The sequence below is a fragment of the Nesterenkonia sp. F genome, assembly GCF_000220985.1.
Lineage (GTDB): Bacteria > Actinomycetota > Actinomycetes > Actinomycetales > Micrococcaceae > Nesterenkonia.
Map to the genome: position 1 here is coordinate 17,055 of NZ_AFRW01000088.1, position 15,857 is coordinate 32,911.

A 15,857-nucleotide genomic window follows, 5' to 3' on the forward strand; every position below is an offset into this window, starting at 1 on the left:
CGGCAGATCGCCGAGAGGCTGCGCGCCGCCGGCGTGGGCGGCGTGGACGACTCGACGCTGACCCGGGGCATGTACTCCTCCGACGCCAGCCTCTATCGGGTGGTGCCGCAGGTCGTCGCCCGCCCCGACCACGTCGAGCAGCTCCATGCCGTCCACGAGGTCTCCCGCGAGCTCGGCGTGCCGCTGACCCTGCGCGGGGCGGCACCTCGATCGCCGGCAACGCCGTCGGTGAGGGGATCGTCGTCGACACCCGGGACCTCGACGGGATCCTGGAGATCGATCCCGAGGCCCGCACCGCCAGAGTGCAGCCCGGCGTCGTGCACGCGCAGCTGCAGTGCGCCGTCGCCGCCCACGGGCTGCGCTTCGGCCCCGATCCCTCGACCCACACTCGCTGCACGATCGGCGGGATGATCGGCAACAACGCCTGCGGCACGCGCGCGCTCGGCTACGGGCGGACGGTGGACAACCTGGTCTCGGCGCAGGTGCTCTTCGGCAACGGCGAGCTCGCCTCGCTGAGCGCCGACTCCACGGGGCTGACCTCCGCTCCCGGTTCCACCGCGGCGTCGCTGGCGGAGCTGGCGCAGGAGAACCTCGCTCACATCCGCACCCACTTCGGCCGCTTCGACCGGCAGGTCAGCGGCTATTCGCTGGAGCACCTGCTGCCCGAGCACCGCGGCCGCGTCGATCGCTTCCTGGTCGGCACCGAGGGCACGCTGGCCACGCTGCTGGAGGCCGAGGTCAATCTGGTCGCCGACGAGCCGAACCGGCTGCTGCTGGTGCTCGGCTATCCCGACGTCGGCGAGGCCGCGGATGCGGTGCCGGCTCTGCTGCAGGCCGCGCCCGGCCGGCTGATCGCCTGCGAGGGCATGGACTCTCGGCTGGTGAACCTGGTGCGCGGCGCGGGCAAGCCGGTCCCGGATCTGCCGAACGGGCGCAGCTGGCTCTTCGTCGAGGCCGCCGGCGAGGACGCCGCCGACGTCCTGGCCGCCGTCCGCGACGCCTCCGGGGCGGTCGGCACGCGCGTGGTGGATTCGACCGCCGAGGCCGCCGCGCTCTGGGGAATCCGCGCCGACGGCGCCGGACTGGCCGGCGTCAGCCTGGACACCCCGGCCCACTCCGGCTGGGAGGACGCCGCGGTGCCGCCCGAGCAGCTGGGCTCCTGGATGCGCGAGTTCGAGTCCCTGCTCGAGCAGTTCGGGCTGCACGGCTATCCCTACGGGCACTTCGGCGACGGCTGCATCCACTGCCGCATCGACTTCCCCTTCCACGCCGGGGACCCGGACTCCACCGGGGTCTTCGCCGAGTTCCTCGACGCCTGCGCCGAACGGCTGGCCGAGGTCGGCGGATCGCTCTCCGGCGAGCACGGCGACGGGCGGGTGCGCTCCTCGCTGCTGGAGACGATGTACGACGAGACCTCGCGGGAGCTCTTCTCCGCGGCCAAGCAGCTCTGCGATCCCGACGGGCTGCTGAATCCCGGCATCATCGCCGACCCGGTGTCCAACACCCAGGACCTGCGTCCGGTGCGGCCGGCCGCGCAGCTGCCCTGGCCCGGGCTGCGGATGCGCCACGACGACGGCGACTTCGCCGCCGCAGTGCACCGGTGCACCGGCGTGGGCAAATGCGTCGCCCCGCAGACCTCCTCGGTGATGTGCCCGTCCTATCTGGCCACCGGTCAGGAGAAGGACTCCACGCGCGGACGCGGGCGCATCCTGCAGGAGGCCGTCGACGGCTCGCTGGTCGACGGGCTGGCCGATCCGGCCGTCCACGAGGCGCTGGACCTCTGCCTGTCGTGCAAGGGCTGCGCCGTCGACTGCCCGGCCGGCGTGGACATGGCCGCCTATAAGTCCGAGGCGCTGCACCAGACCTACGACGTCGGCCCGGAGAAGCGGCGCCGCCCGCGGGCCCACTACTTCCTGGGGAGGCTGCCCTTCTGGGCCCGGCTGGCCGCGCCGTCGGCGAAGCTGCTCAACCGGGTCAGCGGCGTGGAGCCGCTGGCCGGCATCGCCAAGCGGATCGCCGGCATGGAGCCGCGGCGCGGAGTCCCGCAGTTCGCCGAGACCACGCTGCGTCGGGGTGCTCGGAAGGAGGTGCGGGAGGCGACGAAGGATGCCCGGAGCAAGGCGCCCGCGGCGGCGACTGCGGCCTCGCCGGCGCCCGACGTCTGGGTCTGGGCCGACTCCTTCACCGACCACTTCTTCCCGCAGTCCGGCCGCGCGGCCATCGAGTATCTGCGCGGGCAGGGTCTTCAGGTCCGCGTCATCGAGCAGCACGGCTGCTGCGGGCTGCCCTGGATCACCACCGGCCAGCTGGATCAGGCCCGCGGGCTCGTCGACGGCGTCGTCGGTCTGCTCGCCGGACATCTGGCCACCGGCGCGCCGGTGCTGGCGCTGGAGCCCTCCTGCCTGGCCACGCTGCGCTCCGACGTCCTGGAGCTGACGTCCCGGCCCGAGGCTCGCGACGTCGCCGCCGGAGTGCGCAGCTTCGCCGAGCTCGTCACCGAGCTGCACGCGGCAGGACGTGTCGAGCTGCCGGAGCTGGCCGGGGTGCGGGCGCTGGCGCAGCCGCACTGCCACCAGCGGGCGGTGGTGGGCTGGTCGGCGGACCGGGCGCTGCTCGAGGCGGCCGGAGCGCAGGTCGAGGACGTGTCCGGCTGCTGCGGGCTGGCCGGGAACTTCGGCGTCGAGGCCGGCCACTACGAGGTCAGCGTCGACGTCGCCGAGACCCACCTGCTGCCGGCGGTCCGCTCCGCCCGCGCCGAGGATCCGGAGACGGTGGTGCTGGCCGACGGGATGTCCTGCCGGATCCAGCTCGACGACCTCGCCGACGTCGAGGCGCGGCACCTGGCCGAGCTCTTCGCCGAGCGGGCGCCCTCGCGCGCCGCCGGAGCCGTCTGAGTCTCCGGCGACGTCGCGAGGAGGCGCCGCGTCAGTCGTCCGGGCCGTTCTCGACGAGGGAGACGGCCCCATCCTCGCCGACGGTGATCTCCGCGCTCATCGCCGCGGCGAGGTTCAGCCGCTGCCAGCTCTCCTCCTCGCCCGCGTCGAGCGGGTGCCCCGACTCGGTCGCAGTCAGCGCCAGCACCTCGCGGCGCTGCTCGTCGGTCAGGTCCGGGCGGCTGGTGGCCAGCAGCGACTCGGCGCCCTCGGGGACGACGACCTCCTCGCCGGTCTCGCCGGCCAGCGGGAAGTCGTAGCTCATCTTGTCCTCGTAGTAGTCCAGCGCCTCGTCGGTGCTCATGTACGGTTCGTCCTGCGCGACGCAGGTCTCCAGCGCGGTGCCGCACTCCTCCTCGAGCACGCCTCGCAGCTCCTCGGAGGCGTCCTCCATGAGCTCGGCGAACTCGTCGTCGGCCCAGCGCAGCTGGACGATCTTCTGGCCCATCATCCGGCCGCCGATGACGTCGAGCGCGTAGTGGGCGCCCATGACGATGCGGTTGTCCCCGGCCTCCGCGGTGCGGGCGAGGATCTGCGGCGCGAGCTCGGGGAGCATCGTGGCCAGGGCGGTGCCCTGCCAGTAGGCCTGCGAGGTGTGTCCTGACGGGAAGGCGCCGCTGGTGGAGTCCCAGGCGTCGCCGCCCTCCTCGTCCACCAGCGTCAGGCGCCCGCCCTCCTCGGTGCTGTGCACGAGCTCGCCGTCGACCATGTTCATCTGCAGGTACGGCCGGTCGACGTCGAAATAGGTCTTCGGCGGGTTCGTCGAGGCCTGGGCGCCGATCATGCCGCCGTCCTTGGACAGCAGCTTCTGCGTGAGCGGCAGCTCGCCGGCCTCCATGGCCTGCTCGTAGATCGCGCCGAGCTCCTCGCCCAGCCCGTCGGCCATCGTCAGTGACATGTCGCCGTACTGGTCGGTGATCGCGCGCTCGTGCTCCTCCGCGGAGGCCGTGGTGTTGATCTCGACGGTGATGTCGTCGTTGTAGGTCATCACCTCCTCGTTCCCCGACCCGGCGTGCTCGCCGTCGGTGCGCAGCGTGTCGAAGACGTCGAGCATGCGGATGGACCAGTTGTCCGGGTCGGGGTCCTCCTGTGACCCCGTGCTCGTGGTCTCGTCCGAGGCGTAGGAGACCTCAGCGGCGTCCGGACTCTCCGAACGTGCCGAGGCCTCCGGCGACTCGGCGGCGTCGGGGGGCTCGGCGGTCGACTGGTCGTCGCCCGCCCCGTCGGCCGTGGCGCCCGGGGCACAGCCGGCGAGGCTCGGGACGAGCAGCCCGGCTCCCAGGCCGAGCGCGGCGAACCGCCGGAGTGTGGTCCTGCTGTCTGTCTGCACGGGTCTCCTCTGCAGTCGTGATGCGTGTGTTCGTCGCGGCCGATCAGGCCCACAGCAGGATGTCGGGCGGATCAGAACGCTTGGTGAACGACACGCGACCACGAGAAGACGCTCATGAGGAGAGTCGTTTCGGCCGGTCGGCGTCGACCGGCAGGAGCGGCGCCGTGCTCAGCGTGCTGCGTCGCGCCGGCGGCTCCGGCGCCAGCGGTCGAGCGCCGTCCCGACGATGCCCAGGAGAAGTCCGAATCCGGTCGCCTTCAAGAGTCCTGAGACTGAGAACCCCTCGTCGGACATGCTGTTCACCGCCGTCGGGTTGAGATCGATCGGAGTGGTCGTCTCCAGGGTGAACAGGATCCCGACGCCGACGGCTGCGACGAGGGGGAAGGTGATGTCGGAGATCTTCATGCAGTCGTCGTCCTCTCTCGATGCGGTCGTCTCGGACGAGCCTAGGTTCTGCGATCATCGTCGGCCAGGAGCGTGACTCGGCATGTCCCTGTCCAAAGTCGTCGGCATGCGCGTGACGGCGGGCGGCATCGCCACGACGTCCCTAGAATGGACGGCATGCCGGGGCGCCGCTCCGGCCCCGGCCGAACCCGACAGGAGCCCGACGTGACCTCAGCCGCGCGCGATGCCGACGCAGCGCAGGCGTCTTCCGTGCAGGAGGTGCTGCTGGCCGTCGACGCCGGCCAGACCAGCACCAAGGCCCGGATCGTCGCGTCCGACGGCGCCCGGCGGGAGCTGCGCCTGGACGGAGTGCGGACCGACCGTCCGCTGCCGCCGCAGCTGCGGGCGCGGATCCGGCAGGCGATCACCGAGTCGGGCACCAGCGTCGGGACCGTCGCCGTCGGCGTCTCCGGGCTCACCGACGGAGCGCGCGACGTCGTCGACCTGCTGGAGGGTGCGACGCCGGGCGATGCCCCGGGTGCAGAGGCGCCGCACACTGTGCTGCTGACCCACGACTCGGTCACCTCCGCCCTGGGCGCGCTGGGTGACGCACGTGGAGCCGTCGTCGCCGCGGGCACCGGCGTGGTCACCCTGGGCATCGGCCGCGAGGCCGTCGCCCGCGTGGACGGCTGGGGCCACATCATGGGCGACGCCGGCAGCGCGCACTGGATCGGACGGCAGGCGCTGATCCGGGTGATGCGCGCCCACGACGGACGCGGCCCGGCCACCGCCCTGACCGAGGGGGTCCGCCGACGGTGGGAGGACCTGGAGTCCGCCTACATCGCCCTGCAGTCTGATCCGCGGCAGGTCAGCGTCGTCGCCTCCTTCGCCGCCGAGGTCAGCCGGCTGGCCGCCGACGACGCCGTCGCCGCGGCCGTCTGCGCCGAGGCGGCGGAGGAACTGGTCACCTCGGCGCGCACTGCGCTGCGTCGGGTCGGCGAGCCGGCGCAGCAGGGCGTCGACGTCGCCGTCACCGGCGGCGTCTTCGACTCGCCGCCGATCCGCGAGCAGTTCACCGCCCGGCTGGCCGAGGACGTCCCGGCCGCCCGGGTGGTCGCCGCCCGCGGCGAGGGCGTCGACGGCGCCGAGCTGCTCGCCGGGCTCGCCGCCGACCACCCGCTGCAGCCGCGCATCGCCCGAGCTGGCCGAGCTGGCCGAGACAGGGGAGCGGCCGGATGAGCGCGGGCGAGCACCCCGTGTCGTCTCACCCCGCGTCGTCTCACTCCGCGGCGACGGATCAGGGGCTGGAGCACACTGCCGAGTTCGACCGCGCCTTCGAGCTGCTCGAGGCCGGCCAGAGCTTGTTCCTCACCGGCCGCGCCGGCACCGGCAAGTCGACGCTGGTCCGCGAGTTCCTGCGCACCACCGAGCGCACCGCCGTCGTCGCCGCGCCCACCGGCATCGCCGCGCTGAACGTCGGCGGATGGACCGTCCACCGGCTCTTCGGGCTGCGCCCGGGACTGACCGTCGAGGACGTCGCCTCCGGCCGCTACCGCCCCGGGCGCTTCGCGAAGACCCTGCAGGCGCTGGACACCCTGGTCATCGACGAGGCCTCGATGGTCCGCGCCGATCTGCTCGACCAGCTCGTCGCCGCGCTGGAGCGCTTCGGCCCGCGGCCGGGGGAGCGCTTCGGCGGCGTGCAGCTGGTGCTGGTCGGCGACCTGCTGCAGCTGCCGCCGGTGGTCACCGACGCCGAGCGCGAGTACTTCAGCACCCGCTACGAGACGCCGTACTTCTTCTCCGCCGACCGCTGGCGCGAGGAGGACTTCCCGACCCTGGTGCTGACCCGGGTCTTCCGGCAGGTCGGCGACGAGCGGCTGACCGGGGTGCTGAACTCGATCCGCGAGGGCGTGCTGCTCGGCGGAGCCCGCGGCGAGCTCAACGCCCGCGTCGACGCCGAGTTCGAGCCGCCGACCGACGAGTTCTGGCTGACGCTGACGACCACCAACCGGATGGCCACCGCTCGCAACAGGCGGCAGCTCGACCGGCTCCCGGCGGATCTGCGGGTCTCCACGGCGCGGACCACCGGCGAGCTGGACGGCTTCGACCGACCCACCGACGAGCAGCTGGCGTACAAACTCGGCGCGCAGATCATGCTGCTGACCAACGACCCGGCGGGGCGCTGGGTCAACGGCACCATGGGCCGGATCGTCGACGTGTCCACCACCGCCGACGACGAGCCGACGGTGCAGGTGCAGCTGCGCGACGGCGCGGTGGTCGACGTCGCCCCGCACACCTGGGACATCACCCGCCCGGTGGTCTCCTCGGGCAGTCTCACCCAGCAGGTGGTCGGCACCTTCACCCAGCTGCCCTTCGCGCTGGCCTGGGCGATCACCATCCACAAGAGCCAGGGGCAGACGCTGGATCGGCTGATCGTCGACCTCACCGGCGGCACCTTCGCCGTCGGGCAGCTCTACGTGGCGCTGAGCCGGGTGACCTCGCTGGACGGACTCGTCCTGCGCCGCGGCGTGCGGCCGAAGGACATGAAGACCGACCGGCGGATCCTGCGCTTCCTGCGTCGTGCCGGATCGGCGGGCTCGGCGGGATCGGCCGACGGCGGCGAGGGGCCCGGCGGGTCGGCGCCCGCACGGCGCTGCGGGATCGGCCTGCTCGCCGTCGGCGAGGAGGGCGCACGCTCGCGGCCCCGGCCGGTGGAGCTCGCCGTCGCCTTCGACGACGGCACCGCGATCAGCACGCTGATCGACCCGCAGCGCGATCTCGCCGACGCGCGCACCCGCTTCGGCATCAGCGCCGCCGACGTGCTCGCCGCCCCGACGCTGGAGCAGGCCTGGGCGCTGATCGGCCCCGCGGTGGCCGGCTGCACGCCGGTCGGCGCCGACGTCGACGCCACGCTGGGGCTGCTGGACTTCGAGCGCAAGCGGCTGGGCAGCGGCGAGCCGATGCCCTTCGGTGTGGAGGTCGGCGACGCCGCGGACCGCCGGGATCCGCTGCCGGCCGAGGTCCGCCGCGGTCTCGACGCTCCGCGGGCGCTGGACCGGGCCCGGGCCGCGCTGCAGGCCCATGCCGCCGGAAGCGGCTCCGAGGCAGGGGCCACCGGGTTCGCGGACCCCGGGGCGGGGGAGCCCGATCTCGAGGACCAGGGGCGGGACCAGGACCAGGGGCGGGACCAGGATGTGGACGACGGCGCCGCCGAGGCCGGGCGGCTGCTCACCCGGGACCCGCAGATCCCGGCGCCGGCGTTCGCCGACCGGCCGCAGCTAGCAGCGATCCTCGACGTCGGCCGGGAAGTCGGCGCGTCGCTGCTCGGCGCGGAGCCGTCGGCGACGCCGCGGCGCGACGCCGAGGAGTTCTGGACCGCGACGGCGCGCCGCCTGGTCGCCGAGCAGCTGCGCGCCGGACTGGCCGAGCAGTCGGTCCCGCGCGAGCTGGCCGAGCGGCTGGCCGGCGTGGAGCGGCATCTGGGGCATCCTGTCCATGACCCCGACGCGGTGGCCTCGGGGACCGCGGCCGATCTGGTGCTCGGCCCCGGCGTGCGGGTCTGCTTCACCGGCGACGCCGCAGATCCGACCGGGAGGATATGGTCGCGGGAGCAGATGCACGGGCTGGCCGCCGAGCGCGGGCTGCAGCCGGTGGACACGGTGACGAAGACGCGCTGCGACGCGCTGGTGGTCGCCGAGCTGGGCACCCAGTCGAACAAGGCGAAGAAGGCCCGGCAGTACGAGAAGCCGGTGCTGGTCGCCGAGGACTTCCTCGCCTGGGCGCAGGCGGGCTGACCGACGCGGCCGCCGGCGTCGACGTCGTCGGCGCTGGTCGTGGCGCCTGTCGTCGTGATGCCGCTTTGCCCCGGCGGCGGGGGCGGGCTACCATGGAACGTCGCAAGCCGTGCTGTGCTGTGCCCACGCGTGTGTCGTGACGGAGGATCGGAGCTCTCCGATCGGACGTCGTGCCTGCGGGTGGACTCGGCGCCGGAAAGCAGCCCGGCCGATTGTGAAGCCTGGATTCCAGCGCGCCACAAGCAACTGCACCACCGTGTTTCGTCCGCGATGAGAAGGCACTTCGGTTGGATCTCACCCAGCCTGGTCCGTCCTCGTAAGTAACGGTGTCACAACTGGTGGCGGGAACCGGCTCGACGAATGCGCGGGTCCGCCCGGCCCTGAGAGGGGACGGTCGACGCGTGCGCTCGCGGGCGCCGCCCGTATTCATTACGTACTTATGTTGGAGGAGTGATCATGGCAGCACATTGCCAGGTGACCGGAGTGGGGCCGCAGTACGGCTACAACGTCTCCCACTCGCACCGTCGCACCAAGCGCCGGTTCGACCCGAACATCCAGAAGAAGCGCTACTGGGTGCCCTCTCTGGGGCGTCACGTCACGCTGAACCTGTCTGTGAAGGGCATCAAGACCATCGACGCCCGCGGCATCGACACGGTCGTCGCCGAGCTGATCCAGAAGGGGGAGAAGGTCTGATGGCCAAGGAGAAGGACGTACGTCCCATCATCAAGCTGAAGTCGACGGCCGGCACGGGCTTCACCTACGTGACCCGCAAGAACCGTCGCAACAACCCGGATCGCATCGTGCTGAAGAAGTACGACCCGGTTGTCCGCAAGCACGTCGACTTCCGAGAGGAGCGCTGATCATGGCGAAGAAGTCGAAGATCGCGAAGAACGAGCAGCGCAAGGTCATCGTCGAGCGCTACGCCGAGAAGCGCCGCCAGCTCCGCAAGCAGCTGGTCGACCCGAACTCGACCGACGAGCAGCGCGAGGAGGCCCGCCTGGGCCTGCAGAAGCTGCCGCGCGACGCCTCGCCGGTCCGCGTCCGCGACCGCGACTCGATCGACGGCCGCCCGCGCGGCACGTTCCGGAAGTTCGGCGTCTCCCGCATCCGCTTCCGCAACATGGCGCACAACGGCGAGCTGCCCGGCATCCAGAAGTCCTCCTGGTGACTTCCGCCGCGCACAGCCGCTGACGTCGCGCTGAGCGAGCATCCGACGGCCCCCTGCCGCATCCTGCACGGATCGCGGCAGGGGGCCGTCGTCGTATCCTGGGGCGGACTCCTCGGGAGGTGAGACGGCCATGGACGAGCAGACTGCGGTGACCCGACGGACGGCACTGGGCGCGCTGGCGGCCGGGGCCGGCGCCGTCGGACTCGCGGGCTGTGTGCCGCAGGGCACGACCGCCGACGACGCCGGGACGGCCGGGCACGCCTCGGGCGACACCACCCGGGGCGACACCGCCGGGGACGAGTCCGCCGGACGCCCGCGCCGGCTGGTCATCGCCGGCGACTCCACTGCCGCGGAGAAGCCGGAGTACCTCCATCCGATGGCCGGCTGGGGCATGGCGCTGCCCTTCTACACGACCTCGCGCCTGCGCGTGGAGAACCGGGCGCAGAACGGCCGCAGCTCCAAGAGCTTCATCGCCGAGGGGCATCTGGCGAGGATCGCCGAGGACCTCGGCGGCGACGACGTGCTGGTCATCCAGTTCGGCCACAACGACGAGATCGTCGGCGACCCCCGGCGGAGCACCGAACCCTGGTCGACGTTCCAGCAGATGCTCCGTGAGCACCTCGAGGTCGCCCGCGCCGCCGGAGCCGAGCCGGTGCTGGCCACGCCCACCGAGCGCCGGCGGGTCGTCGACGGCGAGCTGGTCGCCACCCACGGCCAGTACCCGGAGGCGGTGCGCGCGGTGGCCGAGGAACAGGGGATCGCGCTGCTCGACCTGCAGCGACGCACGCTGGAGCGCTGGCGTCAGCTGGGGCCGGAGGAGAGCAGCCGCTGCTTCGTCTCCCGGGACGGCCAGCAGGACCCCACGCATTTCTCCGTCCGCGGGGCCGGCGTCGTCGCCCGGATGGTCGCCGAGGGGCTGCTGGACCTCGGGGTCGTGCGCTCGACGGCGTTCCGCCGGCTCCATCGGACGCCCGCCGAGGAGGACCTGAGCTGGGACCTCGAGGAGCTCTGAGGCCTCGGCGATCGTCGAGCGGGGGGATCTCTCGGGGTCTCGGCGTCCGTCCGGGCCGCACACCCCGAGGGATCCTCCGCTCGATGCGCGGCGGCGTCGTCGGGTTCAGCCGCGGCCGAGCTCGGCGAGCACCGTGGCCAGCCGCTGGTCGAACTGGTCGGCGATGCCGGAGGGCAGATCGTCGACCGGCCACCAGGCGACGTCGTCGCTCTCCTCGCTGACCAGGACCTCCGCGTCGCGGGAGGCGACGGCGGCGAAGCCCACGTCCCAGTGAGCGCTGCAGCGGGTGAAGCCGGAGCCGAGCGGATGGATGTTCAGGTCCACCGGGATGCGTCGCACCGGGGTGACCGCCTCCAGGCCGCTCTCCTCGGCCACCTCGCGGAAGGCGGCGTCGGCGACGGAGCCGTCGTCGGCCTCGATGTGCCCGCCTAGCTGCACCCAGAACCGGCCCTTGCCGTGGAAGCAGAGCAGCACATGGGTGAAGGACGCGTCGAAGACGAAGCAGCTGGCGGTCAGATGCTCCGGGCGGGGCTGCCGCCGCCAGGCCTCGTCCCCATGGGCGAGCAGGTCCAGATAGCGGCGCCGCAGATCATCCTGGCCGGCATCGACCGGGTGCCAGGCGTCCAGGTCCTCGGCGAAGGCCGTGGTCAGGGCAGAGCGGGAGGTCGTCGGCATGCTCGCCAGCTTATCCCGGCGTCGCCGCGTGCTGTGCGGAGCCCCTGGCCGGCGGCCAGATCACGGCGAAGTGCTCCAGGACCACCTCCATCTCCGGGGCGAAGCGGATGCCGGCGGCTGTGCAGATCCGGTCCCAGAACGCCCGGTGCTCGGCGCGCCACTGGGCCAGGCTCCGGTCGCCCTCGCCCTCGCCCTCGGCGCGGGCATGGGCGGCGTCGACGGCGTCGAAGCGGCGGATCTCCAGCCGGGTGGTGCGCACGATGACGCGGGGGACGCCGGAGCCGTCGCAGAACACAGTGTGCGCTCCGATCGACGGCGGCGTCTCGCCCTCCCAGCGGTACTCCGCCAGCAGGCTCGCCGTCGCCGTCTTGACTCCGTGCAGCACCAGGTCGAGCAGCTCGTCCGCCATGGCGCGATGGTCGTCGAACTGGCCGAGGGCGTAGGTCGCGGCCGGTGCGGCGGAGTCGGGGAGGGTGGAGACGTAGCCCTCCCACAGATCACGTGCCGCGGCCTCGTCGGGCACGATCAGCGGGCGCGGGTCCGTCGCAGAGGGCATGAGGCCAGCGTAGTCGCCCCGAGGAACATCGAACGGGGGATCTACTACGGCTGACGCGCCGGATCGGCGAGATAGCGGGAGTAGATCCCCCGTTCGATGCGGAGAAGGGGAGTGGGGCATGCGGGCCCGGGCAGGACCTGCACGTGCCGGCCTCAGCCCTCGGCCGGGTCGAGGACCGCCAGCAGATCGCCGCCGTCGACCTGCTGGACGCCGTCGATCACCGTGCGTGAGACGGTGCCGGCCACCGGGGCGGTGATCGCGGCCTCCATCTTCATCGCCTCGATGGTGGCGACGTTCTCCCCGGCTCCGACGACGTCGCCGACGCCGACGACCAGCGTCACCGCCCCGGCGAAGGGCGCGGAGACGTGGCCGGGCCGGCGGGGTCGGCCTTCTCGGCGCTGCGCACCGTCGCCTCCACGGACGTGTCGCGGACGACCACCTGGCGCGGCTGGCCGTTGAGCGTGCAGACCACAGTCCGCATCCCCTTCTCGTCGGCCTCGGAGATCGACTGCAGGGTCACCAGCAGGCGCACGCCCCTGCCCAGTGAGATCACGTGCTCCTCGCCCTTGCGCAGCCCGTAGAGGAAGTCGCGGGTGTGGAGGACCATCACATCGCCGTAGGCGTCGGTCGCGGTCTCGAAGTCCCGCGTCGGGCCGGGGAAGAGCAGGCGGTTCAGCGTCGCCCGCCGGGTCTGGGAGTCGCCGGCGAGCCCCTCGCGGTCCTCGGCGGAGAGCTCCTCCTCGACCGGGTCGACCGTGCGTCCGCGCAGCGCCTTCGAGCGGAACGGCTCGGGCCAGCCGCCGGGCGGGTCGCCCAGCTGCCCGGCGAGGAAGCCGATCACCGAGTCCGGCAGGTCGAAGCTGCCCGGGTCGGCCTCGAACGCGGCCGGGTCGACGCCCATGCCGACCAGCTGCAGGGCGAGGTCGCCGACGACCTTCGACGACGGGGTGACCTTCACCAGCCGGCCGAGCATGGTGTCGGCGGCGTGGTACATCTCCTCGATGTCCTCGAAGCGCTCGGCCAGCCCCAGCGCGGTGGCCTGCTGCCGCAGGTTGGACAGCTGTCCGCCGGGGATCTCGTGCCGGTAGACGCGGCCCGTCGGGCTCGGCAGCCCCGACTCGAACGGCCGGTAGATCGCCCGCACCGCCTCCCAGTAGGGCTCCATCGAGGCGGCGGCCTCGAGCCCGAGGCCGGTGTCCCGCTCAGTGTGCTCCAGCGCGGCGACCAGCGCGGAGGCCGGCGGCTGCGAGGTCGTCGAGGCCATCGAGGCGGCGGCGACGTCGACGGCGTCGACGCCGGCCTCCGCGGCGGCCAGCAGCGTGGCCAGCTGTCCGCCGGCGGTGTCGTGGGTGTGCAGGTGCACCGGCAGGTCGAAGCGTTCGCGCAGCGCGGTGACCAGGACCTTCGCCGCCTGCGGGCGCAGCAGCCCGGCCATGTCCTTGATCGCCAGGATATGCGCCCCGGCCTCGACCATCCGCTCGGCCAGCCCCAGGTAGTAGTCCAGCGTGTAGAGGTCCTCCGCCGGGTCGGCGAGGTCGCCGGTGTAGCAGATCGCGGCCTCGGCCACGGCCGTGCCGGTCTTCCGCACCGCACGGATGGCGGGGATGATCTGGTCGACGTCGTTCAGCGCGTCGAAGATCCGGAAGATGTCCACGCCGGTCTCGGCGGCCTCGGCGACGAACGCGTCGGTGACTTCCAGCGGGTAGGGGTGTAGCCGACCGTGTTCCGTCCGCGCAGCAGCATCTGGATCGGGATGGTGGGCATCTCGGCGCGCAGCAGCGCCAGCCGCCGCCACGGGTCCTCGGAGAGGAAGCGCAGCGCGACGTCGTAGGTCGCTCCACCCCAGGCCTCCACCGAGAGCAGCCCGGGCATCACGTGGGAGAGCGCGGGGGCGGCGGCGAGCAGGTCCCGGGTGCGCACCCGGGTGGCCAGCAGCGACTGGTGCGCGTCGCGGAAGGTCGTGTCGGTGACCGCCAGCGCCTGCTGGTCGCGCAGCCGGGCGGCGAAGCCCTCCGGTCCCTCGGCGCGCAGCACGTCCCGCCAGCCGGCGGGCTTCGCATGCGACGAAGGTCCGTCGAAGGGGCTGCGGTCGGGCTCGTCGCGCTTGTCGCCGGGGAAGCGCGGCAGCTTGTCCCGCGGGTCGATGCCGTCGATCCGCGGGCCGTGGGGCCGGTTCACCGTGGTCTCGGCCAGATGCTGCAGGACCTTCGTGCCGCGGTCCTTGGACAGGTTCACCCGGGCCAGCTCGGGCCGCCGGTCGATGAAGTCGGTGGCGAAGTCCCCGGCGAGGAAGTCCTCGTCGTCGAGCACGTTCTTCAGGAACCCGATGTTGGTGGTCACCCCGCGGATGCGGAACTCGGCCAGCGCGCGGCGGGCCCGCCGGATCGCGGTCCGCCGGTCGCGGCCGCGGCTGGTCAGCTTCACCAGCATCGAGTCGAAGTGCGGGCTGATCTCGGCGCCGTTGTAGACGGTGCCGCCGTCGAGCCGGATGCCCGAGCCGCCGGCCGAGCGGTAGGCGGTGACCGTGCCGACGTCGGGCCGGAAGTCGTTGCGCGGATCCTCGGTGGTGATGCGGCACTGCATCGCCGCGCCGCGCACGGTCAGCTCATCCTGGCGGATCTCCAGCTCGGCCAGCGTCGCCCCGGCGGCGATGCGCATCTGGGCGGTGACCAGGTCGACGTCGGTGATCTCCTCGGTGACGGTGTGCTCGACCTGGATGCGTGGGTTCATCTCGATGAACACGTGCTGGCCGGCGCGCTCGCCGGCGGTGTCCACCAGGAACTCCACCGTGCCGGCGTTGCGGTAGCCCATGGCCCGCGCGAAGGCGACGGCGTCGCGGAACAGCGCCTGCCGGATCTCCTCGTCGAGCTCCGGCGCCGGGGCCATCTCGACGACCTTCTGGTGCCGGCGCTGGATCGAGCAGTCGCGCTCGAAGAGGTGCACCACGTCGCCGGAGGCGTCGGCGAGGACCTGGACCTCGATGTGCCGGGGCCGCACCACGGCCTGCTCGAGGAAGACCGTCGGATCGCCGAAGGCCGTCTCGGCCTCGCGCATGGCCGCGCCCAGCGCGTCGGGCAGCTCTTCGCGCGTCTCGACCCGCCGCATCCCGCGCCCGCCGCCGCCGGCGACGGCCTTGACGAAGATCGGGAAGCCGATGGACTCGGCGACGCCCACGAGCTCGTCGACGTCGTCGGAGGGGTCCGAGCTGTCCAGCACCGGCACCCCAGCCTCGCGGGCGGCGCGCAGCGCACGGATCTTGTCGCCGGTGGACTCCAGCACGTCGGCGGGCGGCCCGATGAAGGCGATGTCGGCCTCCGCGGCGGCGCGGGGCAGCTGCGGATTCTCGGAGAGGAATCCGTAGCCGGGGTAGATGGCGTCGGCGCCGGCCTCGCGGGCGACGCGGACGATCTCGTCGACGTCGAGGTAGGCGCGGACCGGATGGCCCTCCTCGCCGATGCGGTAGGCCTCGTCGGCCTTCTGGCGATGGTATGAGTTGCGATCCTCATGCGGGTAGACGGCGACCGTGCCGGCCCCCAGCTCATTGGCGGCGCGGAGACCGCGGATGGCGATCTCTCCGCGGTTGGCGACCAGGATCTTGGAGAACATCGTGAGGGGTGTTCCTCTCTGTCGTGCCGCACTCCATCGTGCGGACGGCGGACGTCATGCCGACGGCGCGCACCGTCGGCAGTACAGGCACGGTACCGTCTCGGCGTCGGCGTCGCCCGTGATCCTCGACACATCTTCGCATCGGAGGGACCCTCGCCGAAACGCCGGAATCGCGCGGAATCATGCCGGTCCAAGCCGTTGCGCGTGGTAAGTTGCCGTCCTGAAAGCCCCGGCATGCCGGGGACTGCCACCGAACCAGTCCAGGAGGACACACCATGGCTATGAACCGCAGCGAGCTCGTCGCAGCCGTCGCCGAGAAGTCCGGCAACTCCCAGGCCGCCGTCAACGGCGTGCTGGACGCGGTCTTCGAGGTCTTCACCTCGCAGGTCTCGCAGGGTG

The 15,857-nt window shown here is 72.6% G+C and carries 12 protein-coding genes and 1 pseudogene; 8 read left to right on the top strand and 5 right to left on the bottom strand.

Features of this window, described 5'->3' with window-relative positions:
• Window positions 1-236: 236 nt before the first annotated feature.
• Window positions 237-2,894 carry an FAD-binding and (Fe-S)-binding domain-containing protein gene (locus tag GU5_RS15900; protein WP_237704691.1) on the top strand — a complete coding sequence of 886 codons (2,658 nt, stop codon included), beginning with the start codon at window positions 237-239 and terminating at the stop codon, window positions 2,892-2,894.
• A gap of 31 nt (window positions 2,895-2,925) precedes the next feature.
• On the opposite strand, the gene GU5_RS0107330 is transcribed toward GU5_RS15900, so the two are convergent.
• Window positions 2,926-4,263: a phosphatase PAP2 family protein gene (locus GU5_RS0107330; RefSeq protein ID WP_010524930.1), complete on the bottom strand. Its 1,338-nt coding sequence runs from the start codon at window positions 4,261-4,263 to the stop codon at window positions 2,926-2,928.
• 168 nt (window positions 4,264-4,431) lie between these two features.
• The gene (locus tag GU5_RS0107335; RefSeq protein ID WP_010524931.1) at window positions 4,432-4,668 is read right to left on the bottom strand and encodes a hypothetical protein; all 237 of its coding nucleotides are present in this window, start codon (window positions 4,666-4,668) and stop codon (window positions 4,432-4,434) included.
• A gap of 204 nt (window positions 4,669-4,872) precedes the next feature.
• Here GU5_RS0107335 and GU5_RS0107340 point away from each other — a divergent pair, with 204 nt between their 5' ends.
• The 6 genes from GU5_RS0107340 (at window position 4,873) to GU5_RS14560 (ending at window position 10,621) form a co-directional block, all read left to right on the top strand.
• Complete coding sequence (locus tag GU5_RS0107340; protein WP_010524932.1) at window positions 4,873-5,886, top strand: N-acetylglucosamine kinase; 1,014 nt, start codon at window positions 4,873-4,875, stop codon at window positions 5,884-5,886.
• A gap of 17 nt (window positions 5,887-5,903) precedes the next feature.
• Window positions 5,904-8,441 carry an AAA family ATPase gene (locus tag GU5_RS0107345; protein WP_237704690.1) on the top strand — a complete coding sequence of 846 codons (2,538 nt, stop codon included), beginning with the start codon at window positions 5,904-5,906 and terminating at the stop codon, window positions 8,439-8,441.
• A 456-nt stretch (window positions 8,442-8,897) separates the two neighbouring features.
• On the top strand, window positions 8,898-9,134 hold the full coding sequence (gene rpmB / locus GU5_RS0107350) for a 50S ribosomal protein L28 (RefSeq protein WP_010524934.1): 237 nt from the start codon (window positions 8,898-8,900) through the stop codon (window positions 9,132-9,134).
• Entirely contained in the window at window positions 9,134-9,301 is a 168-nt protein-coding gene (rpmG, locus tag GU5_RS0107355) for a 50S ribosomal protein L33 (protein ID WP_010524935.1), read from the top strand. Before rpmB ends, rpmG begins: the two co-directional genes overlap by 1 nt.
• 2 nt (window positions 9,302-9,303) lie before the next feature.
• Window positions 9,304-9,609 carry a 30S ribosomal protein S14 gene (gene rpsN / locus GU5_RS0107360; protein WP_010524936.1) on the top strand — a complete coding sequence of 102 codons (306 nt, stop codon included), beginning with the start codon at window positions 9,304-9,306 and terminating at the stop codon, window positions 9,607-9,609.
• A 130-nt stretch (window positions 9,610-9,739) separates the two neighbouring features.
• Window positions 9,740-10,621: a rhamnogalacturonan acetylesterase gene (locus GU5_RS14560; RefSeq protein ID WP_010524937.1), complete on the top strand. Its 882-nt coding sequence runs from the start codon at window positions 9,740-9,742 to the stop codon at window positions 10,619-10,621.
• 105 nt (window positions 10,622-10,726) lie between these two features.
• Here GU5_RS14560 and GU5_RS14565 read toward each other — a convergent pair whose 3' ends face one another.
• The 3 genes and pseudogenes from GU5_RS14565 to GU5_RS15905 all read right to left on the bottom strand — a co-directional run bounded on the left by GU5_RS14565 (window position 10,727) and on the right by GU5_RS15905 (window position 15,458).
• Window positions 10,727-11,296 carry an NUDIX hydrolase gene (locus GU5_RS14565; protein WP_010524938.1) on the bottom strand — a complete coding sequence of 190 codons (570 nt, stop codon included), beginning with the start codon at window positions 11,294-11,296 and terminating at the stop codon, window positions 10,727-10,729.
• Between the two features lie 10 nt (window positions 11,297-11,306).
• Entirely contained in the window at window positions 11,307-11,852 is a 546-nt protein-coding gene (locus GU5_RS14570; RefSeq protein WP_010524939.1) for an ASCH domain-containing protein, read from the bottom strand.
• Window positions 11,853-12,004: 152 nt separating this feature from the next.
• Window positions 12,005-15,458, bottom strand: a pseudogene (locus GU5_RS15905) (pyruvate carboxylase).
• 275 nt (window positions 15,459-15,733) lie between these two features.
• Here GU5_RS15905 and GU5_RS14580 point away from each other — a divergent pair.
• Window positions 15,734-15,857: HU family DNA-binding protein (locus GU5_RS14580; protein WP_033227992.1), on the top strand; the 124-nt coding region annotated here is incomplete at its 3' end.